This is a genomic window from Burkholderiales bacterium (genome assembly GCA_035560005.1).
Lineage (GTDB): Bacteria > Pseudomonadota > Gammaproteobacteria > Burkholderiales > Eutrophovitaceae > DASRFY01.
Map to the genome: position 1 here is coordinate 1 of DATMAN010000054.1, position 23,007 is coordinate 23,007.

Consider the following 23,007-nt stretch of genomic DNA (forward strand, 5'->3'; position numbering starts at 1 on the left):
AACCGCAACGCGTCGATCGTGGTGGCGGCATCGGTTTCCAGCGAGGAGTTGCCGTTCAGGTTGTTGTAGACATAGTTCTCGATCCGGTCCTGCCCGCCGCCGACGCCGAAGCGATACTCGTCCTGCCCGGTGCCGCCGTCGAGCGTGTCGTTGCCCGCCTCGCCATCCAGCACATCGTTGCCGGCATGGCCGTTGAGCGAGTCGGCGCCGTTGCCGCCGTAAAGGGTGTCGTTGTCCTCTTCGCCGAGCAGGGTGTCGTTGTCGTCGCCTCCGATCAGTATGTCGTTGCCCAGCCCGCCGTAGAGGATGTCGTTGCCGGCGCCGCCGTCGATCACATCGTCATCCACCAGTCCGGTGATCGTGTCGGCTCCGGAGGTTCCGGCCAGGGCCAGTTGGCTGAGGTCGGCGCGGGTCCAGATCGTGCCGTCCTCGAAGCGCACCTCGTCGATGCCGTACTCCGAGTAGGCGCTGTCGCCGGTGAAATGGCCGCTGACGGTGAGCGTCTCGCCGGTGGCGGTGATCGTCAGCACCAGATCGTTGCTGTTGCGCCGGGCGCTCACGTCGCCCGGGAGCACGCCCGCCTTGAAGCGCACCGCATCGACGGTCGTCGCCGCATCCGACTCGAGCGACCAGTTGCCGTTCATCGGATTGCGGACGTAGTTCTCGACCCTGTCCTGGCCGTCGCCGACACCGAACAGATAGACGTCGTTGCCCGTCCCGCCCACCAGCGTGTCGCCGCCCGCTCCGCCGTCGAGGACATCGTTGCCGGCATGGCCGTGCAGACTGTCGTTGCCTTCGCCGCCCTGCAAGGTGTCGTTGCCACCCTGGCCCAACAGCAAGTCCGCCCCCGCCAGGCCGTCGATGACGTCGTCGCGGTCGGTAAAGCCGTAGACCGTGTCGGCAGCCGCGCCTGCGGCGAGCGTCGCCGCGGCAAGCGCGTCCTGGTTCCAGACGGTGCCGTCGGCGAAGCGCACTTCGTCGATCGCGTAGGGGCCGAAGGCGAGGTCGGAGCTGAACTGGTTCTTCACCGTCACCGAGTCTGTGCCTCCCGCGACCGACAAGACGAGATCATCACCGCTGCGGCTTGCAGTCACATCTGCCGGCAGAATGCCTGAACTGAAGCTCAGCACGTCGATGGCGGTGGCGGCATCGCTCTCCGCGATCGGGCCGTAGTAGCCGCTGACGTAGTTCTCGATCGCATCCTGCCCGTCGCCCGCGGCGAAGACATAGGTGTCGTTGCCGGTGCCGCCGCTCAATGTGTCGTTGCCGGCGCCGCCCGTGATGGTGTCGTTGCCGCCGCCGCCGTAGAGCGTGTCGTTGCTTCCCAGTCCGAGAACATCGTCCGCGGTGCCGTCGAAGCCGGTCAGGGTGTCGTCCGCGGGCGTGCCGGTCAGCACCGCCACGCGGATCGCCTCCTGGTTCCAGACCGTGCCGTCGGCAAAGCGCACTTCGTCGATGCCGTGCTGGGTGTAGGCCTGCCCTGACCAGAACTGCTCGTTGATGGTAAGGCTCTCGCCGGTGTCGGCGATGGTGAGCACCAGGTCCGCGCCCACGCGCCTGGCCACAATGTCGGCAGGCAGCACGCCCGCCTTGAACTCGACCGCGTCGGTGGTCGTGGCGGCATCGGTGAGCGCCGAGCCGTCCCACAGGTCGTAGTTGTCAATTTCGTCCTGGCCGTCACCGCGGCCGAAGAGAAAGGTGTCGTTGCCGGCGTCGCCGCGGGCGTAGTCGTCGCCCGCGCCGCCGTCGATCCGGTCGTCGCCTTCGTCGTCCCGCAGAGTGTCGTTGCCGGCGCCGCCGAGCAGGGTGTCGTCGCCGTCGCCGCCTTCGAGCACGTCGTTGCCGTCAAAACCCTCGATGGTGTCGTCGGTGTCGTCCAGCCCGAGCAGGGTGTCGGCGCCGGCAGTGCCGCTCATGACCATCTGGCGGACGATCTCGGGGGTCCACACCGTGCCGTCGGCAAAACGGATGTCGTCGATGCGGAACATGTTGTCCAGCGCATTGCCGCCGAAGTAGGCTAGGATCGTGACCGTGTCGGTCGTACCTGCGACGCTCAACACAAGGTCGCTCCCGACCCGGCGGGCGCTGACATCGTTAGGAGAAATATCGGACTTGAAGAGCAGATCGTCCTGGGAGGCAACCGCTTCTTCCATCGACCAGCCGCCCAGGCCGTTGTAGTTGCGGATCAGGTCCTGGCCGTAGCCCGCACCGAAGATGTAGAGGTCGTGCCCGGCCCCGCCTTCCAGGTAGTCGTTGCCCGCGCCGCCGTCCAGGATGTCGTTGCCGTGCTCGCCGTACAGGCCCCCGCCGTTGTTCTGGTAGTCGGACCAGTGGGCGGTGCCGTCGTCGCCCGCGCCGCCGTAGATGCGATCGTTGCCCATGCCGCCGTGCACGCGGTCGATTCCGGCGCCGGCGAAGATCGTGTCGTCGCCCTCGCCCCCGCCCTGGTTGTTGTTGTCGGCGGCGAGCACCAGCACGTCGTTGCCGTCGGTGCTCTGGATCGAAGGACCCGCGGCGGCCTGGAAGCTAACGTTCATCTCGTCGTAGACCGCCTGAAGTTCCGGCGTGACGGTCAGGGTACGGAGATTTGTTTCAAGCAACTCATCGCCGAACCAGCCGGCGGCAGGCAGAAACCCGGCCGTGTAGCGGTTGAACTCGATGAGATCGATCATGCCGTTGGCGGCGTTCTGGGTGATGCGATCCTGGAACGCTGTATATACAGCGGAGAAGTCGAGCGAGGTGCCATCGACCGCGAGTTCGATAGAGTCGAGCAGCGGCTTGAAGCGGGTTTGCAGAATCAGGCCCTCGTAGATCGATTCCTTGAGCGCCGGGTAGCTCTGGTCGAGCAGGTCGATCTGGCCCTGGGACAGATTGAGGATGATGCCGCCGGGTTCCAGGTAGGCGCCGGTGTTCGGATCGGTGTCGGCTTCATCGACTCGCATGCCCTCGATGGCTGCCGCACCTTCGGCGGTTTCCCACGGGAAGGTGAAGAAGTAGCGGCCGTTGAAGGCTTCGAGGATGTAGAGCTTGCGCTCGAACTCTTCGACCAGCGCGTTCCATTGCGCATCGTAGATCGGCTCGCCGCCCGAGCCGGTGCCTGTAACGTGATCGACGGCGCGCTCGCGTCCGATCGACTCCCACTTGAGCCCATAGCCGTACGGGTTCTGCCCGGTGGCAAGCGCGTTGGTGGCGCGCTCTTCCATCGTCTCCATGCCCGCGGTGGCGGACCACTGTCCGAGCAGCGAATCGAGCAGCGCCAGTTGTGCCGCCCGCGTGGTTGCGGCGCTGTAGTCCTCCAGCGCGCTCTTGAGCGAAGTCGACTGGCTTGCCGCCTCCCACAGGTCGCGCACCTTGCCCGAGGCCTGCATGTTGGGGAGCGCGGTCACGCCTTCAGCGAGAGGAATCTGGTCGGTGAACTCGCGGTGGAAGGTGTCGACCGACAAATCGATGTCGGCCATCTGTCCGACATCGCCCAGGGTTCCGGAGGAGCCGTCGGTCCTAGTGTAGGTCCCCAGATCGGCGATGCGGTTGCCGTCGGAAAGAACCTGCGAGTGCTCCGTGACCTGCACGTTGATCGAGGCGATGCCGAGCGAGTCGAGCGTGAACAGCTCGCCCGACTGAGAAACCCCGTCCTGGTTCAGATCGCGCCAGATGCGCAGATCGTTCCAGCGGGCGTCTGCACTGTCTACGACGCCGTCCGAGTTGGTGTCTTCCTGGGCGAGAGCGGCAAAGCCGTCCGCGGCGGTGCCGCCACCGGAAAGCGGCGTGGAGTCGCCGAAGAGTTCGGCGCCGGTGTCGATGGTGCCGTTGCCGTTGCGATCGAGAACGAGGAAGCCGTCATCCGACTGCACCCAGCCGGTGCCTTCCTGAATGCCGTCGCCGTTGTGGTCGAACACGATACCGGACTGTGCAGCACCGACTGTTTCGAGGCCGTCCCCATCGAGGTCAAAGGTAAGGGGATCCGCTAACGCCACAACTCGTTGAGCCTGTTGCCAGAACCACTCCACAGCCTGATCGACAGTCATTCTAAAGTAGTCGAACCCGTCAAACTTTCGCGGGTCAGAGGTTGGGTCAGTGATGAGTTTCCCTTGCATTAGCGCCTCGTGCGCAAGGCGTGCTGCTTCATCCTTGAGGTCTTGCGTAGTTGCCCATGGATGACCCTCGTAATAGTCGCGCAACCCCTGCGCAATCTGGCGCCCGACCTGATTGTTGTACTGGTCCATGTTGTACTGCTCAGGTGTGCCTGGATGACTCGCTTCTCTGTAATCCCCAGCGAGTTGGGCGAAGTTGTCGCCATACCGGAAGGCCATCCATGCACTAGCATATGCGTGACGAAACGCATCAACCGAATCATCGTTTCCGTTGCCAGGAATGTTGTACTGAGACGCGTACTGGAAGGCCTCCGCAGTTAGCTCATTGGCCTTCTGTTCAAAATAGCTCATCTGTTGCTCTCCTAGTTTCTCTAAACGTCAGTTGCTTTTCTCTCCAACAATACTCATGAGTCTCTTCTGCAGATCGATCTGGTATCGCGCGCCTTCGCGTCGTATGCATGTGGGTGGATCGCTAGAATGCCGAAAACCAATGTCAGATCTCAAAACACGGATTGGTGTGAACTCACCTTCGTCAACTAGAAGAAGAGTCCACGCGCGCTCATCGTTTATCCACGGAATAGCCTCAGGCGCGTTGAACTTCACGCTCAGAGCCTCTTGTATCCAAAGGCCGTACGGATTTACTAAGCACGCTGCTTTCCATTCAAAGGGGACAAGACTCGCTAACTCCCCCGAAGTTAGTTTGCGATCCATCGCTCCTATAAGTCGCTCTCTAAACGCGGCGCTTCTCTCGTTGATTAGTTTGCTGTTCACAACCTGAACTGAAGTACTTGGGGTACCGGACATAGCCTGTCCTTTCTCCGCAGAAAGGCAGTTTACGGTAACAAAGAAAGCGCCGACGAGAGCGAAAACACTCCTCCAAAGAGGGGCACCCTTCATCGGCTTCAGTTCGGTATTGCGTCCAACTTCATTCCAGATCCAATGAGACTCGAGCAACTTGTGAACGCTCTTAGCTTCTCTCATGATTCCTCCAGCGTGACGAACCATCTTAAAACCGCTGCTACCCAAGAAACCGATGCCCCACATTCTCTTTTTTTAAAAAAGAAAACGTCTCCACGTTCTCGATACCACCCTTTAGTTCATGCGTAATGAGCAGGATGGTCACATTTCCTCGAAGAGAATTGATCGTCCGACCGATGGCGTTCGCCGTTTCTTTGTCGAGGTTGCTGGTCGCTTCGTCGAGGATCAGGATCGGCGGGCGCTTGAGCAGCGCTCTCGCGATGGCGATGCGCTGCTTCTGCCCGCCCGAGAGTCCCGCGCCGTGCTCGCCGATCTCGCTCTGGTAGCCCTGCGGCAGAGCTTCGATGACTTCGTGGATTCCCGCCGCTTTGCAGGCGAGCACGATGTCCTCGAAGCTCGCGTGCGGGTTGCCCATGACGATGTTGTCGTAGATTGTTCCAGAGAAGAGCACGGTTTCTTGCGGCACCACGCCGAAGTGGCTCCGAAGTTCATTGGCTGAAAGGTGCTGGATGTCGCGGCCGTCGATCCTGATCGCGCCTTCCGTCGGCTGGTAGAAGCCCTGCAACAGTTTGGCAAGCGTGCTCTTGCCGCAGCCCGAGGGACCCATGATCGCGAGGCATTGGCCGGGCTCGACTGTCATATCCAGGTTCCGGTAGAGCCACGGCAGCTTGTCGGAGTAGCGGAAGCCCAGGCCCCGGATCTCGATCCTGCCCCGCCGTACATTCTCACGGCTGGGAATAACCGAATAGGGTTCTTTCGGCGCATTCATCAGGTCGCCCAGCCTTTTGACCGCGATGCCCGCCTGCTGGAATTCTTGCCACAGGCCGACGAGCCGTAGCATCGGTTGGGAGAGCCTTCCGGCGAACATCTGAAAGGCGACCAGCATGCCGATGGTAAAGCCGATTTCCTGCATGACCATCCAGGCGCCTACGCACAGGATCGAGAGGGTGAGAAGCTGTTCGAGCGCCTGCGCCGCCACTTGATACGTGTTGCCGAGCTGGCGGGCCCGGAAGGTGGCCTTGAGATACGAGCCGAGATAGTCCCCGAAGCGGCTGTCGAGCTGGGGTTCCATCTGCAGCGACTTCACCGTCTCCAGCCCGCCGATGTATTCGGTGAGAAAGGCCTGGTTGCGGGCCCCGAGCAGGAACTGCTCGTTCAGACGGCTGCGGATCATGGGTGCCACCGCCAGGCTCAGGCCCACGATGAGCGCGAGGATCGCCACGGCGAGCAGGCTCAACTGCCAACTGTAATAGAACATGATGGCAATGAAGATCGCCATGAAGGGGAGATCCAGCATCAGCGTCACCGCCGCGCTGGCGAGAAACTCCCGGATGGTCTCCACCCCCTGGATGCGGGCCACGAGGATGCCGGTGGGCCTTCGCTCGAAGAACTGCGGCGGCAGCCGGAACAGGTGTTGGAAGACCTGGGTGGCGAGCACAGCGTCGATCCGGTTGCCGGTGTGCAGGATCAGGTACTGCCTGACCCAGCTCATCACAGCGGTGAAGACCAGAAAGACTCCAAGGGCCAGTCCGATCACGGTCAGGGTGTTCAGCGTGTGATGCGTTATCACCTTGTCGATGACCACTTGGGTAAAGAGCGGGGTGGCCAAGGCCATCAGCTGGATGGCGAGCGAGGCAACCAGCACGTCGCGGAAGATCCTGCGGTGCTTGAGCAGTTCGGGGATGAACCAGCGGAAGCCGAATGCCCGGGCGGCAGCCGGCGAATCGGGGTCTTCGACCGGCTTCTCTTTGGGCGCGGCGCGAAGCACGTGCCCGGCAAAGCGCGCTGCGAACTCGCCCAGGGGCAGGATCTTATGTCCCGGCTGGCCCTGCTCCAGGAACGCAACCCGCCCTTCTTCCAGCCGGAGCACGAAGGCGAACACGAACCGCCGCGTCGGCTCGGCGTCGAGTTGCGGCTCGCGTCCCGAAGCCGTCAGCAGCGCCGCGAAAGGCGCGCCAAGCTTTGCCAGCGCAGAGGCAGCGCGGCTTCAAACCGGGCCTTGAGTCCCAGCGCACCAGCCGCGCGCAACAACGTCTTGTCAGCCAAAGGCGGCAGCAACTCCTTGGAGAGCAGCGCGGGATCGAATGGAATCCTGTGGTACTGGCAGAAGGCCGATAGCACCCAGAGAGCCGATTCTCGCGTGAATTCAGAGTTCTGGCTCTGATATGCGGTTGGCGCGAACCGCTGATTCTCGCTGCGCTGTGCTGCCTCGATGGTCACTTATTGGTCTGGGCTAGATTTTCAAAGCGGGTCCGAAATGCAACTTACATGCCGACGAGAAACATTCCCGGCCCTGCCTCCTGGCATTGTTTCAACACAGAATCGTAAGGTCCTGACGTGAATCCGTTGTTAAAGATTCGACCGCTTCATGTCGTCCGAGAACGACAAGGCCTTGCGTCGTCAGCGCAACCGAATTTCGGCAACACTAAGCGCAAGAGCGTCGCATCAACGAGCGCCGACTTTGCGCGCTCGTTGGATGAACATTCAATGGGGTTTCGCCTGAAGTGCGCTCAGGAAATTCCTGATTGACCACCTGCGACACTCTTGTCCAATCTTTTCCAGTAGGCGACCTTCCGTTACAACCGCTCTTTCAAGTCGCCTAACTGGCGGATGCGCAAGGCACCTCTGGCGCGGGCTGCGCGGGAAGACTTCTTCTCCGGCGCGAATCGGACCCGGCGCACCGTCGGTGACGACGAGCACTGGATCGGCCAGGTTGCGCCTTGGAATCTCTCGGGAAGTCGCGGCAGCTCGCCGTGTCCTCTTTGGTGCCCGGCGCCAAGCCGAGGAACACTTTGTGCCCCGTCTCGGTGAGCCCTCAGGCCGCGAGCACTGCCTCGCGGGCTGGCCCAAGTGCAGCTTCTCGGCAATGCCGTCGACGAACAGGTAGAGCACCTTAGAATTTGGCAAGATCCCGGCTCGCAAAGGCCTGGTACTCAGCCCACTACCGCTCGGTCATGTCGCTCAGCCGGCATGGCTCCGAAGCTCGCTGCCCGCGCCGACGATAAGTGCGAGACATGACGAAGCCTCCTTTTCGGAATAGCTACGTCACGCGTTCGTTCCTTTCTCGCCGAACTCGTTAAGCGTTATGCCGCCTTAAGCACGAAGTCGACGTGCACCGCATCGAACGGAAATTCGGTCTCCCCGTCCGCGGTCTTCCTCAGCACGCCGGCAGCGAGCAAGGCGTGCACGTCACCGTGGACGGCTCTTACGTCCCGCCCGACTCGACCTGCTGCCTCGCGAAGCGTCACCGAGCCGCCGCCGGCCATGGCCTTGAGCAGGTCCCAACGCTTCATCTCGCTTCGCTCTTACGCTGCATTTCGCCCGTGCAATCGATCGCTTCGGGCGCGACAGGATCCGCTATGTGTGGCTAAAGGTCGACACATGTTTGGAACTGCAGACTGTTTTCGACGTGCCAGCTACGCCCCCACGGCCGAGCGGATGCGTCTTCTGAACTCCGACGCCTTGTGCGCTGTCACGCACGCCCGGGCGCCTCTCGCGACGCATCGAGCCCGCCGAATTGCACGGGCGGACGCGCATTAACCTGGTCCGTGATGTCACCCGCAGCGGCTGGCGGGCAGGGTGCCTTCGACCTCGCTGTTGCACGGCCGGATGTCGAAGAAGCGGCGCGCTGCGGTAATCGAAGCTCTTGACGCGCTCGCCCCGGAGACACCTCGCGTGCTGCTTGCCACCGGCAAGCTCATCGGCGAAGGCTTCGATCATCCGCCGCTGGATACCTTGATCCTGGCCATACCAACCTCTTGGAAAGGAACGCTGCAGCAATATGCCGGGCGCCTCCATCGGGAACACGCGGCCAAGGATCGTGTGCGCATCTACGACTACGTCGATGCCGGGCACCCGGCCCTGCTGAGGACGTGGGGCAAACGCCAGCGCGGGTATCGCGCGATGGAATACACGATCAACGCTGAAACGTAGAACGAGCACGGTTCGGACACTCGGGCGGTCGCGCGGCCCGGTGACAAATGTCACCCCAGCGCCTACAATTCGTTCTTATGAAAACCGTCACCATCCGAGATTTCCGTACCCGCCCGAGGCAGGTTCGCGATGCGCTCAGGCGCGAGCGCGAAGCCGTGTTGACGGCGAACGGGAGTCCGGTCGCCGTTATGATCCCGGTCGACGCCGGCTCGATCGACCAGACGCTCGAAATCTTGCGCCGCGCCCGCGCCCTCGAGGCCGTTCGGGCGATCCGGCAGGAAAGCCGACGGCGAGGCCTCGCCGGAATGTCGCTGAAAAACATCGACGCCATCATTGCGAAAGCTCGTAAGGCACGATCCCGCCGCGCCGCGGGATGAGGGTCGTCATCGATACGAACGTGCTGGTCGCCGGGCTCCTGTCGGCTGTCGGACCGCCTGGCTGGATGGTCGAAGCGGTTCTCGCCGGCGAATTGGAGCCCGCGTTCGACGGCACAATCCGGCAGGAATATGAGGAAGTCCTAAGGCGACCGGAGTTTGGCTTCACCCCGGCGCGCATCGACGATGTCCTCGCGGCGCTCGATCAATTCGGTTTCGTCGTCGCCGCTGCTGCGCCGTGGCCGATCCGCCTGCCCGATGCCGACGACGAGCCGTTCTTGGCAGTCGCCGAGGCAAGCGCGAGCGTGCTCGTGACTGGAAATCTTCGTCACTTTCCCCTCAAGGCTAGACGTGACGTGGTGGTACTATCGCCCCGCGAGCTCATGGACCGCCTTGGGCGAAAGCGCGCGCCGCGCGGCGCTCCTTATGGGAGTGCCCGACTCTTGATTCCGGCGCTTGATCTTCTTCATGCTCTCCTCTGATCGACTACCCTTTTACCACCACGCCCAATTGGCGCAATGGCGGTGTCGGGCTTCGAATACCGGATCATAACCCGGGTCGTTTAGCCACCGGCGAAGCTGCCTGGCGTTAACGGTGCGAAGACGATGATCGAGGATGCTTCGGTACCAGCGCGGCGCAGTGCTCTTCAGCGTGCAGTACGCGTCCGAGTGAAAGCGCGCAATCGCGCGTCGTGCTTCCTTTGAACGCGGATCGATGAAGTAGGGAACCAGGACGCCGTCGACCCAGCGGTACTCGCGCAGCACCCAGTCATAGTCGTGCCGCTGCCCGCGCCGGCGATAAGTGCGAGACATGACGAAGCCTCCTTCTTTGGGATAGCTACGTCATCGGTCCGCCTCCTTGCTTTTCTCCGGATATTCGCGTGTGTGCAATGCCGCCATTCTCGCAGAACCTGCGCTAACATGGCGACCCCAGCGCCCAGCAAGTACTAGTGAGTCAGATGGATCGGCCGAATCTCCCAACCTCAGAGAACAGCAACGAAAACGCGCGGCCATCGGCTGATCTTCCGGGCACCTCGCGCCTGATGCAGCAGTACCTGCGCATCAAGGCGCAGCATCCGGACAAGTTGCTGTTCTACCGGATGGGCGATTTCTACGAGCTGTTCTACGAGGACGCCGAGCGCGCCGCGAAGCTCCTCGACATCACCCTCACCACGCGTGGCGTGTCGGCCGGGGCACCGGTCAAGATGGCGGGAGTGCCGTGCCACTCGGTCGATCAGTACCTGGCCAGGCTCGTCAAGCTCGGCGAAGCGGTCGCTATCTGCGAACAAATCGGCGATCCCGGCGCTTCCAGGGGTCCGGTCGAACGGCGGGTCACGCGCATCGTCACTCCGGGCACGCTGACCGACGCCGCGCTGCTGGAAGAAAAACGCGACAACTATCTCGCGTCACTCAATCCCGGCCGCGACCTGCTCGGCCTCGCCTGGCTGAGCTTGGCCAGCGGGCGCTTCGCCGTCGCGGAGGTCGCACCCGCGCAGCTCGGTGCCGAACTGCAGCGCCTGCAACCGGCGGAGCTCCTCGTTCCAGAGGATTTCGCGCACCAGGCGCTGACCGATCTGGACCGCTTCATCAGACGGCTGCCCGCCTGGCAATTCGACATCGATGCCGCCACCCGTTCGCTCACGCGCCAGTTCGACACGCGCGATCTCTCGGGTTTCGGCTGTGATGGCCTGACGGCGGCGATCGGAGCAGCCGGAGCGCTGCTCGACTACGCGCGCGCCACCCAAGGAGTAGCCATTGCCCACGTCAGGTCGCTGCGGGTAGAGCATCCTGCTCGATTCGTACGCATGGACGCCGCCACGCGGCGCAATCTCGAGATCTCCGAGACCCTGCGCGGCGAATCTGCACCGACGTTGTTCTCGCTCCTCGACACCTGCGCCACCGGCATGGGAAGCCGTTGGCTGCGCCACGCGCTGCATCATCCGCTGCGCGAGCGCCAGTGCGTCGAAGAGCGCCTGTCGACGGTCGAAGCGCTGGCGGAGGTCCGCCAGCGCCTGAGCTCGGTGCTCTCACGATTCGCGGACATCGAACGAATCACGGCGCGTATTGCGCTCAAGAATGCAAGACCCAGGGATCTGTCCGGGCTGCGCGACTCGCTGGCGCAGCTCCCGGAACTCGCCTCCATTCTGAGCGCGGTGCGCGGCGGGCGCGCGCAGTTGCTGGCCAGCGGTCTGCAGCCCCAACCGCAGCTCTTCGAGCTGCTCTCGCGGGCGCTGCTTCCGGAGCCGGGACCGGCCATTCGCGAAGGCGGCGTGATCAACGACGGCTACGACGCGGAGCTCGACGAGCTGCGCGGCATCCGCGACAACGCCGCCCGGTTTCTGCTCGACCTGGAGTCACGGGAACGCGCCAGGACCGGCATCCAGAATCTGCGGGTGGAATACAACCGCATCCACGGGTTCTACATCGAAGTCACGCGCGCGCAGTCCGACAAGGTGCCGGACGACTATCGCCGGCGGCAAACCTTGAAGAACGCGGAGCGCTACATCACGCCGGAGCTAAAGGCCTTCGAAGACAAGGCGCTGTCCGCGCAGGAGCGGGCGCTGGCACGGGAGAAGGCGCTCTATGACGCACTGCTCGACTCTTTGTTGCAATGGCTGGCGCCGCTGCAACACATGGCCGCCGCCGTGGCCGAGCTGGATGCGCTCAACACTTTGAGCGAGCGCGCCGCCACCCTTGGCTACGTGCGGCCGCAATTCACCGCCGAGGAAAGGATCGAGATCGACGCCGGCCGCCATCCGGTGGTCGAGCAGCAGATCGACGAATTCATCGCCAACGACACGCGGCTGGCCCCCAACCGCCGGCTGCTGCTGATCACCGGCCCGAACATGGGTGGCAAGTCCACCTACATGCGCCAGGTCGCGCTCATCGTCCTGCTGGCCTATGCGGGCTCGTTCGTCCCGGCCCGGCGGGCGCTGATCGGACCGGTGGACCAGATCTTCACCCGCATCGGTGCGTCGGACGATCTGGCGGGCGGCCGTTCCACCTTCATGGTGGAGATGACCGAGGCGGCCGCCATCCTGCACAACGCCACGCGCCAGTCGCTGGTTCTGATGGACGAAGTCGGACGCGGAACCTCGACGTTCGACGGCATGGCGCTCGCGATTGCCATCGCCCGCTATCTGCTGGAGCAGAGCCAGAGCTATACGCTGTTCGCCACCCATTACTTCGAGCTGACCCGGCTGGCGGAGGAGTACCGGGACGTTGCGAACATCCACGTGTCCGCAGTGGAGCACAAGGACAGGATCGTGTTTCTGCACGCGGTCGAGGAAGGCCCCGCCTCGCAAAGCTACGGCATTCAGGTGGCTCAGCTCGCCGGCATCCCGACTTCGGTCGTGCGCGCCGCGAAAAGGCATCTCGCAAAGCTCGAGGAGGATGCCGCGGCGCGCAATCCCCAGGGCGATCTTTTCTCAGCGCCCCCGCAAGCGCCCGTCCCGGAGGATCACGCCGCGCTGGCGCTGCTGCGCAAGACCGATCCCGACTCGCTCACGCCGAAGGAAGCACTGGATCTGCTGTACCGGTTGCGCAAGCTCGCCGACGGCGCATAGGCTGCGCCGGTGCCTGCCATGGCCACCCAGAAACGCTACTTGGGTGTGGCGACCGTTTCGATGGCTTGTGGCTGTCCTTGCCGCGCCTGTGCGATTGCAACGGCCAGTTGATGCACGGCCATCGCGTAGTTCTTGCTGCGGTTGTAACGGGTAATGACGTAGAAATTGTTGAGCGACAACCAGTGCTCGTTGCCCTGCGCGTTCTCCAGCGTGAACACGCCGGCCGGCAGATCGGGCGGCAGTGCTTCCAGCGCCTCGACGCCCCGCATCTTCATCTCCGACACCGTCAGATGCGGCTTGACGCCCAGATCGACCAGGTGCTGCACGTCGTTCACCAGAAGCCGCGCCGGCACCGCCACGGCCTGGTCCTGCGCCCAGCCATGGTTTTTCAGGTAGTTGGCCACGCTGCCGACCACGTCCGCCACGTCGTTCCACAGATCGATGCGTCCGTCCGCGTTGAAGTCCACCGCGTAGCGCCGATAGCTGGAAGCGATGAACTGGGGCATGCCCATCGCTCCGGCGAACGATCCTTTGACCTGTAGCGGATCGAGGCTGTTCTCGCGAGAGAGCAGGAGAAATTCCTCGAGTTCCGAAAGAAAGAATTCATTGCGCCGCGGCCCATGAAAGCCCAGCGTGTACAGCGAATCGATCACGCGGAAATTTCCCAGGTGCCGCCCGTAAATGGTCTCGACGCCGAGAATGGCAACGATCACCTCCTCGGGCACGCCGTACGCCGCCCGCGCCTGCGCGAGTACCGCGTGATGGTCGCGCCAGAAAGCGACCCCGCCCTCGATGCGCAGCGGCGTAACGAAAAGGCTGCGGAACTGGTGCCAAGGCCGGCTGGTGGCCGGTGCGGTGAACGCTCTGATGACTCCGTCCTGCGGCTTGATCTGGCGAAAGGTCTCGCGCAGGCGTTCGGCGTCGAGTCCGTGCCGTTCCCGCAGCCGTTCGATGAAGGCTTCGACCGCCGGCGTGAGCGATACCCGGTCGGGCGCCTGGGCCGGTGCCGCGGTGATCAGCCCTGCACCCATGCCGGCCAGCAGCAGGACATTCATCGCAATGCGTCGATTCATTCCACCTCGCGATCGATGACCACGCGAACGCCTCGCGCGCCAGGCCTGATCTCGGCGCTGTAGCCCTCCAGATCGCCGCTCGAAGTCTGCGCCTCGCCGCTCTTCGACACTCTGGCACCGACCACCACGCGCGAAGCCGAGGAGAGATTCGCCCCCGGCGTCATGGCCATCGTGTCATCCAGGGTGAAATCATACGGAAGGTTCTTTACCTGCAGACGAAGGACGGCAAGCGGCGCGCGTGCTCCATCGGCCGAACGCGCAAAGACGAATACCGTGTCGTCGGGTCCGGCGCGCGCGGCAAGTTCGGGGGCAAGGCTGACCGTGCCGGAGACCTTGCTTCCCGCGACCGCGCCGCCCATCCTGGATCTGGCCTGCGCAATGGCCGATCGCAGCGCCGGGCCGAGCTCCGGCTCTGCGTCGGAGATGGCGAGCAGACGCTCCCAGTAGGCGATCGCCGCCTTGTAGTCCCCGCGGGTGAACGCCGCGCCGCCGGCCAGCGCCAGCGCCTTTTGGTGGCGCGGGTCGAGCTGCAGCGCGCGTTCGAGAATCCGGGTCGGCTCACCGGAGAGCTTGCCGCCCTTGACGATGGCCAGCGCTTCCGCGTAATCGGTCAGCGTGTTCGCATCCTGCGGCCGCAGCCGCGCCGCTTCTCCCCAGGCCCGCGCCGAATCCTCATAGCGTTCCAGCGCCTTGTAGGCGCGCCCGAGCATGACCCATCCCTCCCAGTCGTCGGGTTGTTCCTTCAGCCGGGCGGCGAGCTGTTCGGTCATGCTCTGGAACTGCTCCGGCGTCACCGGGGAGACGGCCGCGCTGGATGAAGTCTCGATCGCCTCGTGAGCTCCCAGCGCCAGATAAAGCAGCGCGGCGGCCAGCGGCATTCCCAGTCCGACCGCGCCGGCCACGACGATCCTGCGATGACCGGATTCTTGGGGCGAAGTCGCTACGTCGGTCTCTTCGAGCACGCGCCGCTCCAGGTCGGTCCTGGCCCGATCGTACTGGTCACGGTCGATGAGACCCATCCTGCGGTCGGATTCGAGTTCGGCGAGCGCGTCGCGCAACACCTCCAGGTTGGATCGGCCCGGTGCGATCAACGGTCTGGCAGGACGCCTGAGAAGCGGCCACAGCACCGAGGCAAGAGCCACCAGCAGCAACGCGGCCGCCGAGACCAGAAACTGCCAGCTCACTTCGACGTTTCCCGCTCGGCGGAGAGCAGCGCTCGAGCCCGTGCGCGCTCTTGCTCGCTCAATTCGCCTTCGTCCTCCATCCGGCGGGCGCGGCGGCGCAGGTAGAGCGCAGCGGCTGCCGCGCCCAGGACGAGCAGCACGAAGGGGCCAGCCCACAGCAACAGCGTGGTGTTCTTGAGCGGAGGCTTGTAGAGAACAAAATCGCCATAGCGCTGCACCATGAACGCGCGGATCTCCTCGTCGCTGCGTCCGGCCTTGATCATTTCCCGCACCTGGTTTCTCAGGTCCACCGCGAGATCCGCGTTGGACTCGGCCAGCGACTGGTTCTGGCAGACCAGACAGCGCAACTCGGAAGCCACGCGGGCCAGGCGCCTTTCAAGCTGTGGGTCGAGCGCGGAAGGCGGCTCGCCGGCAACCGCGACACTGCACACAACCCACAAGGCGGCCAGCCACTTCATGATTGGAGCCTTTGCACCAGCGGAAGAATCGTGGCTTCCAGCACCTTGGGCGTCAACGGCCCGATGTGCTTGTAGCGGATGATGCCCTGCTTGTCGATGACGAAAGTCTCCGGCACACCGTAGACGCCGTAGTCGATCCCGACCCGGCCGTCGGGATCCACGACGATCTGCGTGTACGGATCGCCGTGCCGGGCCAGCCACTTGAGGGCGGCGTCGGTCTGGTCCTTGTAGTTGAAGCCCACGATTGGCACCGTTTTCCTGCGGGCCAGATCGACCAGATGCGGATGCTCCTCCAGACAGGGCGCACACCAGGAGGCCCATACGTTCAGCAGCCAGACCTGGCCGCGCAGATCCTCCGGCGCGAGCGTCTTTCCGGGCTCGCGCAACTTCGGCAGAGTGAACTGCGGCGCCGGCTTGTCGATCAGCGGAGAGGGTACTTCGCGCGGATTGAGCGACAGGCCGATCGCGAGAAAAACCACCAGCAGCAGAAAAACCGCGAGCGGAATGAGGAATCGGGTCATGCGATGGGAAGAAGCCGCAAAGCGCTAGACGCCGTGGGAGCACGGATCGGGGAAGCGGCCATCGTCACGCTCGCAGCCTTCACGGTAGTCACGCCGCCGCAGCGCTCGCGCCCGCCGGCGCGCTGCGCTCCGCACGTCGCGCCAGACGGTAGCGCCGGTCCGTCACCGCCAGAATCCCTCCCAGCGCCATCAGGAAGGCACCGCCCCAGATCCAGTCCACGAACGGCTTGTGATAGACGCGCACGACCCAGGCGCCGGCGCCCAGCGGCTCTCCCAGCGACACGTAGAGATCGCGCGTGAATCCGGTATCGATCGCCGCTTCTGTCATCGGCATCTGCTGCACATGGTAGATGCGCTTCTCGGGCTGCAGTGTCGTCACGCGCTTCTCGCCTCTGTGGACCGAGAAGATGCCTCTCGTGGCGTCGTAGTTCGGGCCCTTGACGCCGATCAGGCCGTCGAGGCGGAAGGAGTAGCCGCCCGCCTCGACAGCATCGCCCACCTGCATGCGCACGTCCTTTTCGGTTTCGTACCCCTTGACCAAGGTGACGCCCACGATGAACACGGCGACTCCGAAATGCGCCAGCAGCATTCCGTAGTACCCCCGGGGCAAGTGCTTCAGGTAAGCGGCCCGAGCGGCCCCGCCGGTGTAGGCGAGCTGGGAGAGTCGCTCCCACAGGTTTGCGACGCCGGTAGCCGTGATCCACACCGCAAGCAGCAGTCCGAATGCGATCATCGGCGTCCACTTGCCCAACGTGAACGGCAGAAGCGCTGCGGTAACCAGAGCCACCGCACCGGCCCACTTCAGGCGTAGCGCCAGATCCGGAAGTTCAGCGCGCTTCCACTTGGCCAGCGGGCCCACACCCATCAGGAACAAGGCCGGCGCCATCAACGGCAGGAACACGGCCTCGAAATACGGCGGACCAACGGAGATCTTGCCCAGTCCGAGCGCATCGAGGAACAGCGGATAGAGCGTGCCGAGCATCACGGAAGCCGCGGCCACCATGAGCAGAACGTTGTTCGCCAGCAGCGCCGACTCGCGCGACATCGCGCTGAACTGCCCGCCGAGACCCACGCGCGGCGCGCGCCATGCGAACAGGGCGAGCGAGGCTCCGATCACCAGCACCAGGAACGCCAGGATGAAGACGCCCCGCGCCGGATCGGTGGCGAACGCATGCACCGAGGTGAGCACGCCCGAGCGAACCAGGAACGTGCCAAGCAGAGAGAGCGAGAACGTGATGATGGCGAGCAGCACGGTCCACGCCTTGAAGCTACCGCGCTTCTCGGTCACCGCCAGCGAATGCATGAGCGCCGTACCGGTCAGCCACGGCATGAAAGAGGCGTTCTCCACCGGGTCCCAGAACCACCACCCGCCCCAACCCAGTTCGTAATACGCCCACCAGCTTCCGAGCGCGATGCCGACCGTCAGGAACACCCATGCCATGGTGGTCCACGGCCGCGACCAGCGCGCCCAGGTAGCGTCGAGCTGACCGCCGAGCAGCGCGGCTATGGAAAAGGCAAAGACCACCGAGAAGCCGACGTAACCCATGTACAGCATCGGCGGATGAATCACCATCCCCGGGTCCTGCAGCAGCGGGTTGAGGTCGCGCCCGTCCGGCGCCGGCGGCAGCAGTCGCTCGAACGGATTGGACGTCAGGAGCATGAAGAGCAGGAAGCCGATCGAGATAAGTGCCATGACGGCCAGGATCCGCGCCACCATCTGCAGCGGCAGGTGCCGGCTCGCGATGGAGACGCCGAACATCCATCCGGAGAGCATCAGGACCCACAACAGCAGCGAGCCCTCGTGGCTCCCCCATGTGGCTGCGAGGCGGTAGTACCAGGGCAGGCTGGAGTTGGAATTCGATGCGACGTTGAGCACCGAGAAATCGTTCGACAGGAAAGAATACGCCAGGCAGCCGAAGGCGAACGCGACCAGGAAGAATTGCGCGCGCGCCGCGGGACGGGCCACGCCCATCCAGGCCACCGTGCCGCGGGCCGCGCCGGCCAGTGGCAGCGTCGCCTGCACACAGGCGACGGTCAGAGCGACGATCAGCGAGAAATGGCCGAGCTCCGGAATCATCGATAGGGTACCCGTCACGCCCTGCGCCTCACTTGCTTTCCACCAGCGTCTTCTGCGATTCGCGCACGGCCTTGTGCGCGCGCTCCACGGCATCCGCGGCTTCCGGCGGCATGTAATTTTCGTCGTGCTTGGCCAACACCTGGTCGGCGTGGAACACGCCGTCGGAGCGCAGCTTGCCCTGCGCGACGACGCCCTTGCCCTCCTTGAACAGATCGGGAAGGATGCCGCTATAGACCACCGGGATTGCCTTGGCCGTATCCGTCACCACGAAGCGCACTGTCAATCCGTCCGGCTGACGCTGCAGGCTGCCGACCTCGACCAGCCCGCCGATGCGGAAACTGCGGCCCACCGGTGCTTCGTTGGCCGCGACCTGCGTGGGCGTGAAGAAGAAGACCAGGTTGCTGCGAAAGGCGTTCAGGACCAGCCCGGCGGCTACGGCCAGCGCGGCCAGACCGGCGCAGATCAGCGCAAGGCGTTTATGCCGCGGCTTCATGCTTCGCTTCCTTCGGATTCCACCTTACGACCCGTCAGGGCGCGCAGAGTTCGGCTGCGCCGCCTGAGCTGCCACACCTCGACCCCGAGCACGACCGCCGTCACCAGATAGGAGCCCCAGACATAGAGGGCGTATCCGCCCATCGCGAAGAACTCCGACACGCTATCCCACTGCATCGCTTCACCTTATCGTTTGCTTCAAGAGCAATGCTCTCTGCGCAAGACCCAGCGCACCGAGCAAACACGAGTCCGGAGGCAACCCGGCGACCTGTGCCGGCAGCCGGCGCACACAATCACGGTTCCACTCATTGGCTCACTGTCGTTGTGCTTCTCCTCGGCGTCGCCTGCATCATCCGCGGTGGGCGCTTGTTCCTTCATGGTTCGCGCAACCAGGCGGCGCCGCGTTCGCGCTCGAGGATGATGAGGCGCACGCGCATCAGCGACACCGCGATCGAATACATCCAGAAGGCGAACGCCATGACCAGCATTCCGGCCAGCATGGCCGCCGCCATGCTCGGCGCCCGTGTCAGGCTCACCGACGCGCCCTGGTGCAGCGTATTCCACCATTGGACCGAAAAATAGATGATGGGTACGTTCACCACGCCGACCAGGGCCAGCACGGCCGACGCCTTGTCGCCGCGCCGCGGATCGTCGATCGCCGCCACAAGGGACAGATAGCCGATGTACAGGAACAACAGGATCAACTCCGAGGTGAGCCGCGCGTCCCATACCCACCAGGTGCCCCAGGTCGGCCTGCCCCACAGCGACCCGGTCCACAGCGCAATGAAGGTCATGAGCGCACCGGTGGGCGCCAGCGCGTGGGCCATCATGGAGGACAGGCGCGTGTTGAAGACCAGGCCGATGCCGGCCCAGAACGCCATCACGACGTAGATGAACATCGACATCCACGCTGCCGGCACGTGAATGAAGATGATCCGGTAGGCCTCCCCTTGCTGAAAATCCGTCGGCGCCACGAAGAACCCGATGTAGAGCCCGGCCGCCGTCGATACCACCGCCAGCGTGGCGAACCACGGCACCATCTTCCCCGCGAGCGGGTAGAAGGTCTGCGGCGAGGAGTATTTCCAGATGTTCACGTCAAGACACCGAACGAAATGACCACGGTGGACCCAGAGAAAAAAACAGCCTCGGCTCGAATCCGCAAGCCAGGTTCCTGGGCTCGCCGGGCTCTTGGCGCGCGCTTTGTCCTTGGCAGTGCATCTCTCTTCGCGCGCTTGCTCCGTGCTTCGTCACTCCAGCGCGATGCGGATCGCCGTCGCGGTTGCCCAAGGCGCAACCACCAGCGCGATCAGCAACATCGCGCCCAGCAGCGAGAGCTGTCCGCCGATTGGCATTGCGGCAGCGGCCGCGACCACCGCAGACGCCCCGAAGATCAGCGTCGGAACGTACAGCGGCAGAACCAGCAGTGCAATCAGCGCTCCGCCACCGCGCACGCCGAGGGTCAGCGCCGCGCCGACCGCACCGAGCAGCGAGAGCACAGGCGTGCCGATCAGCAGCGACCAGAGCAGCGCGAGCAGCGCCTGCCTCGGCAGATCGAACTGCAGACCGATCAGCGGCGCAACCACGACTAGCGGAAAGCCCGTCGTCAGCCAATGCCCGGCCACCTTCGCCAGAACCAGCACGGACAGCGGTTGCGGCGCCAGAGCCATCTGCTCCAGTGTGCCGTCCGCGAAGTCGGACGCGAACAGTCTGCCCAGCGCCAGCATTGAAGCCAGCAGCGCGGCGACCCAGACCACTCCAGGTCCGATCTCGCGCAGTCGCTCCGGCTCCGGCCCCGCCCCGAGTGGGAACAGGCTGGCGGCAATGACAAAGAAGAACAGCGTTGTCAGCACATCGGCGCGTCGCCGCACCGCTACCCGCAGATCCCGTCCGACGATAGCAAGGCAGGCGCTGCCCAGCGAGCCACTCACCGCAGCTCCAGCGATCGGGACTGCACGCTGAGTTCGACATCCTGGTGGGTCGTGAAGACGACAACGCCTCCTTGCGCCGCGTGGGCCTCGATCCGGCGGCACACCCGTTGGACAGCCGTCTGGTCGAGCGCACTGAAGGGTTCATCGAGAATCCACAGCGGTTGCCCGCGCGACAGCGCCAGCCGGGTGAGCGCCACGCGCCGTCGCTGTCCCTGCGACAGCCACTGCACGGGCAGATCGGCCACGTCGTTCAGGCCTTCCGCAGACAGGCCAGCGCGCACGGCTTCTGCGTCGCAGGCAACGCCGGCCAGCGCCGACGCCGCGCGCAAGTTTTCCACGGCGGAGAGGTCTTCCTTCAACGCGTTGGCATGGCCGATGAATACCAGCTGCGCGGCGTACGCCTCTCTGCAACGCGCGATCGGCGCGTCCCGCCAGCGCACCTCGCCGGTCGCAGGCTGCGACAACCCGGCCAGAATGCGCAACAGGCTGGTCTTGCCTGCGCCGTTTTCGCCTCGCACGCACAGCGCCTCGCCGGCAGAAATCGAAAATCCCAAACACTGGAAAAGCCGGCGGGTGCCGCGGATGCAGCTCAGATCAACGGCCTGGAGCATGGACGGTGGGTTGAAGGCGCGCGGCATTATAGCCGACCGAAACACGCGCACCCACCGCGCCGCATCTGCGGCTTCGTGGTCACCGAGCGACGCTGTCCGGGCGCTGGGCCACCCGTGCCCCGGCCGCGGGTCTCAACGCCTGCGGGCAGGCGCCCCATGGAGGCCTTTGCCGTCCATGCTCGGAAAGTGCTAAAAACACGTCCGGCTCACCGAGGGGAGGCTTGGGTGTTATCGCCGCGGATCGAGGAGCATCGTCAGGCAGCCGCGCATGCCGGGTTGAAATACGTCACGGACGGGGTGCCCGGAATTCGCCGCCGCCGCGCGGGCAAAGGCTGGATCTATTTCGGTCCGGACGGGCAGCGCATCACCGATCCCCAGGTACGCAGGCGCATCGCGAGCCTTGCCATCCCGCCGGCATGGACCGAAGTCTGGATCTGCCCCGATCCCGAGGGCCACATCCAGGCCACAGCGCGCGATGCCCGCGGTCGCAAGCAGTACCGCTACCACCCGCTGTATCGCGAGGCGCGCGATCGATCGAAGTTCCGTCGAGTGCTGGAGTTCAGCGAGATACTTCCCGGCATCCGCGACCGGGTCGAACGCGATCTGCGCGCTGCGAACCTCAGCCGCAGACAAGTTCTTGCCACCGTCGTCAGCCTGCTCGACAAGACGCTCATCCGAGTAGGCAACGACGAATACACGCGGGAAAACAACTCGTTCGGCTTGACCACCCTGCGCCGGCGGCACGTGGAGATTCAGGGTTCGCGGTTGCGCTTCAGCTTTCGCGGCAAGAGCGGCGTGCAGCACGAGGTGGCGATCAGCGACCGGCGCCTCGCGCGGCTCGTCCAGCAGTGCCAGGACCTTCCCGGCCAGGAGTTGTTTCAATATCTGGATGCATCGGGGCGGCGCCAGTCGGTTTCGTCCGATGACGTGAACGAGTACCTGCGCCAGGTCAGCGGACGCGACATCACCGCCAAGGACTTCCGGACTTGGGCAGGTACGATGCTCGCCGCGAAGGAGCTGTGGTCTGCCGGACCCGCACCGAGCATGCGTCAAGCCAACCGCAACGTGATCCGAGCTATCGATGCGGTGGCAAAGCGGCTCGGCAACACCCGCGCGGTCTGTCGCAAGTACTACGTTCATCCGGTTCTGATCGAGGCCTATCTCGCAGGACGCACTGGTGTGCTCGCGAGCGACAGCGCAGTCAACGGCGCCCGACGCAGAGGTAAGGCGGCTTTACGTCGCGACGAAGTGGCGGTGCTGCAGTTCCTCCAGAGCCAGAGCCCGTAGCCGGCCAGCGCGGACTTCCTGGTTGCCTTCACGCACGCGCTCGCCGTCGGGTGAGAATCGCAAGCACTAGCCCTGCAAACGGTTTTTGGTGGATACTTGGAGCGAATCCATCGGCGTGCGGGAACTTCCAAGTTGTTCTCAGGTCAGGAAATGGATTCGAATAACACCATAAGCTTTTGATTAGTTAAGTAGCGAATAACAACAGCCAATCTCGGACGGACGGGGACGCCACGAGATTGCGCACGGGCAAGGAGTACATGGAGACCGAGAGGCGCCGCGGCGCGACGGGGCGCGTTTCCTTGTGCCGCAGCGCCCACATTCAATGACTCGAACTTCGCCAAGGGAGGCGTTGCTTGATGTCACGGGCAATGAAGGCAAGTGTTCGGAGTCACCGACACACAGTGCCGGCAACGACTGCGAACCTGTATCCGAATA

Annotated in this window: 20 protein-coding genes; 5 read left to right on the forward strand and 15 right to left on the reverse strand. The window is 64.2% G+C overall.

Going from position 1 to position 23,007, the window contains the following annotated elements:
* The 4 genes from VNM24_07330 to VNM24_07345 all read right to left on the reverse strand — a co-directional run.
* On the reverse strand, positions 1-4,223 hold a 4,223-nt coding region (locus VNM24_07330; protein ID HWQ38410.1), incomplete at its 3' end, for a calcium-binding protein.
* A gap of 886 nt (positions 4,224-5,109) precedes the next feature.
* A complete protein-coding gene (locus VNM24_07335) occupies positions 5,110-6,951 on the reverse strand; it encodes a peptidase domain-containing ABC transporter (protein ID HWQ38411.1) in 1,842 nt (613 codons plus the stop codon).
* A 50-nt stretch (positions 6,952-7,001) separates the two neighbouring features.
* Entirely contained in the window at positions 7,002-7,289 is a 288-nt protein-coding gene (locus VNM24_07340; protein HWQ38412.1) for a hypothetical protein, read from the reverse strand.
* Positions 7,290-8,152: 863 nt separating this feature from the next.
* Entirely contained in the window at positions 8,153-8,362 is a 210-nt protein-coding gene (locus VNM24_07345; protein HWQ38413.1) for a hypothetical protein, read from the reverse strand.
* A 286-nt stretch (positions 8,363-8,648) separates the two neighbouring features.
* On the opposite strand from VNM24_07345, the gene VNM24_07350 reads away from it, so the two are divergent.
* From VNM24_07350 to VNM24_07360, 3 genes are all read left to right on the forward strand, one after another.
* Positions 8,649-9,002, forward strand: a complete 354-nt coding sequence (locus VNM24_07350) for a helicase-related protein (GenBank protein ID HWQ38414.1) — start codon at positions 8,649-8,651, stop codon at positions 9,000-9,002.
* Between the two features lie 77 nt (positions 9,003-9,079).
* The gene (locus tag VNM24_07355) at positions 9,080-9,379 is read left to right on the forward strand and encodes a type II toxin-antitoxin system Phd/YefM family antitoxin (GenBank protein HWQ38415.1); all 300 of its coding nucleotides are present in this window, start codon (positions 9,080-9,082) and stop codon (positions 9,377-9,379) included.
* Positions 9,376-9,858, forward strand: a complete 483-nt coding sequence (locus VNM24_07360) for a putative toxin-antitoxin system toxin component, PIN family (GenBank protein HWQ38416.1) — start codon at positions 9,376-9,378, stop codon at positions 9,856-9,858. The genes VNM24_07355 and VNM24_07360 overlap by 4 nt, the downstream gene beginning before the upstream one ends.
* Positions 9,859-9,870: 12 nt before the next feature.
* On the opposite strand, the gene VNM24_07365 is transcribed toward VNM24_07360, so the two are convergent.
* Positions 9,871-10,188 (reverse strand): hypothetical protein, encoded by a 318-nt coding sequence (locus tag VNM24_07365; protein HWQ38417.1) that lies wholly within the window; start codon positions 10,186-10,188, stop codon positions 9,871-9,873.
* 230 nt (positions 10,189-10,418) lie between these two features.
* Between VNM24_07365 and mutS the strand changes: the two genes are divergently transcribed.
* Entirely contained in the window at positions 10,419-12,941 is a 2,523-nt protein-coding gene (mutS, locus tag VNM24_07370) for a DNA mismatch repair protein MutS (GenBank protein ID HWQ38418.1), read from the forward strand.
* A 35-nt stretch (positions 12,942-12,976) separates the two neighbouring features.
* Here the strand turns inward: mutS and mltB are convergent, their stop codons facing one another.
* The 10 genes from mltB to ccmA form a co-directional block, all read right to left on the reverse strand.
* The gene (gene mltB, locus VNM24_07375) at positions 12,977-14,014 is read right to left on the reverse strand and encodes a lytic murein transglycosylase B (protein ID HWQ38419.1); all 1,038 of its coding nucleotides are present in this window, start codon (positions 14,012-14,014) and stop codon (positions 12,977-12,979) included.
* Positions 14,011-15,198, reverse strand: coding sequence for a c-type cytochrome biogenesis protein CcmI (gene ccmI / locus VNM24_07380; GenBank protein ID HWQ38420.1), 1,188 nt, complete (start codon positions 15,196-15,198; stop codon positions 14,011-14,013). Before ccmI ends, mltB begins: the two co-directional genes overlap by 4 nt.
* The gene (locus VNM24_07385; protein HWQ38421.1) at positions 15,195-15,656 is read right to left on the reverse strand and encodes a cytochrome c-type biogenesis protein; all 462 of its coding nucleotides are present in this window, start codon (positions 15,654-15,656) and stop codon (positions 15,195-15,197) included. Before VNM24_07385 ends, ccmI begins: the two co-directional genes overlap by 4 nt.
* Positions 15,653-16,177, reverse strand: coding sequence for a DsbE family thiol:disulfide interchange protein (locus tag VNM24_07390; GenBank protein ID HWQ38422.1), 525 nt, complete (start codon positions 16,175-16,177; stop codon positions 15,653-15,655). Before VNM24_07390 ends, VNM24_07385 begins: the two co-directional genes overlap by 4 nt.
* A gap of 88 nt (positions 16,178-16,265) precedes the next feature.
* Positions 16,266-18,254, reverse strand: a complete 1,989-nt coding sequence (locus tag VNM24_07395; protein HWQ38423.1) for a heme lyase CcmF/NrfE family subunit — start codon at positions 18,252-18,254, stop codon at positions 16,266-16,268.
* 28 nt (positions 18,255-18,282) lie between these two features.
* The gene (ccmE, locus tag VNM24_07400; GenBank protein HWQ38424.1) at positions 18,283-18,747 is read right to left on the reverse strand and encodes a cytochrome c maturation protein CcmE; all 465 of its coding nucleotides are present in this window, start codon (positions 18,745-18,747) and stop codon (positions 18,283-18,285) included.
* Entirely contained in the window at positions 18,744-18,923 is a 180-nt protein-coding gene (ccmD, locus tag VNM24_07405; protein HWQ38425.1) for a heme exporter protein CcmD, read from the reverse strand. The genes ccmE and ccmD overlap by 4 nt, the downstream gene beginning before the upstream one ends.
* Before the next feature lie 197 nt (positions 18,924-19,120).
* The gene (locus tag VNM24_07410) at positions 19,121-19,840 is read right to left on the reverse strand and encodes a heme ABC transporter permease (GenBank protein HWQ38426.1); all 720 of its coding nucleotides are present in this window, start codon (positions 19,838-19,840) and stop codon (positions 19,121-19,123) included.
* Positions 19,841-19,993: 153 nt separating this feature from the next.
* Complete coding sequence (ccmB, locus tag VNM24_07415) at positions 19,994-20,674, reverse strand: heme exporter protein CcmB (GenBank protein HWQ38427.1); 681 nt, start codon at positions 20,672-20,674, stop codon at positions 19,994-19,996.
* The gene (ccmA, locus tag VNM24_07420; protein HWQ38428.1) at positions 20,671-21,312 is read right to left on the reverse strand and encodes a cytochrome c biogenesis heme-transporting ATPase CcmA; all 642 of its coding nucleotides are present in this window, start codon (positions 21,310-21,312) and stop codon (positions 20,671-20,673) included. The genes ccmB and ccmA overlap by 4 nt, the downstream gene beginning before the upstream one ends.
* Before the next feature lie 198 nt (positions 21,313-21,510).
* On the opposite strand from ccmA, the gene VNM24_07425 reads away from it, so the two are divergent.
* Positions 21,511-22,572 (forward strand): DNA topoisomerase IB, encoded by a 1,062-nt coding sequence (locus VNM24_07425; GenBank protein ID HWQ38429.1) that lies wholly within the window; start codon positions 21,511-21,513, stop codon positions 22,570-22,572.
* Positions 22,573-23,007: the final 435 nt, after the last annotated feature.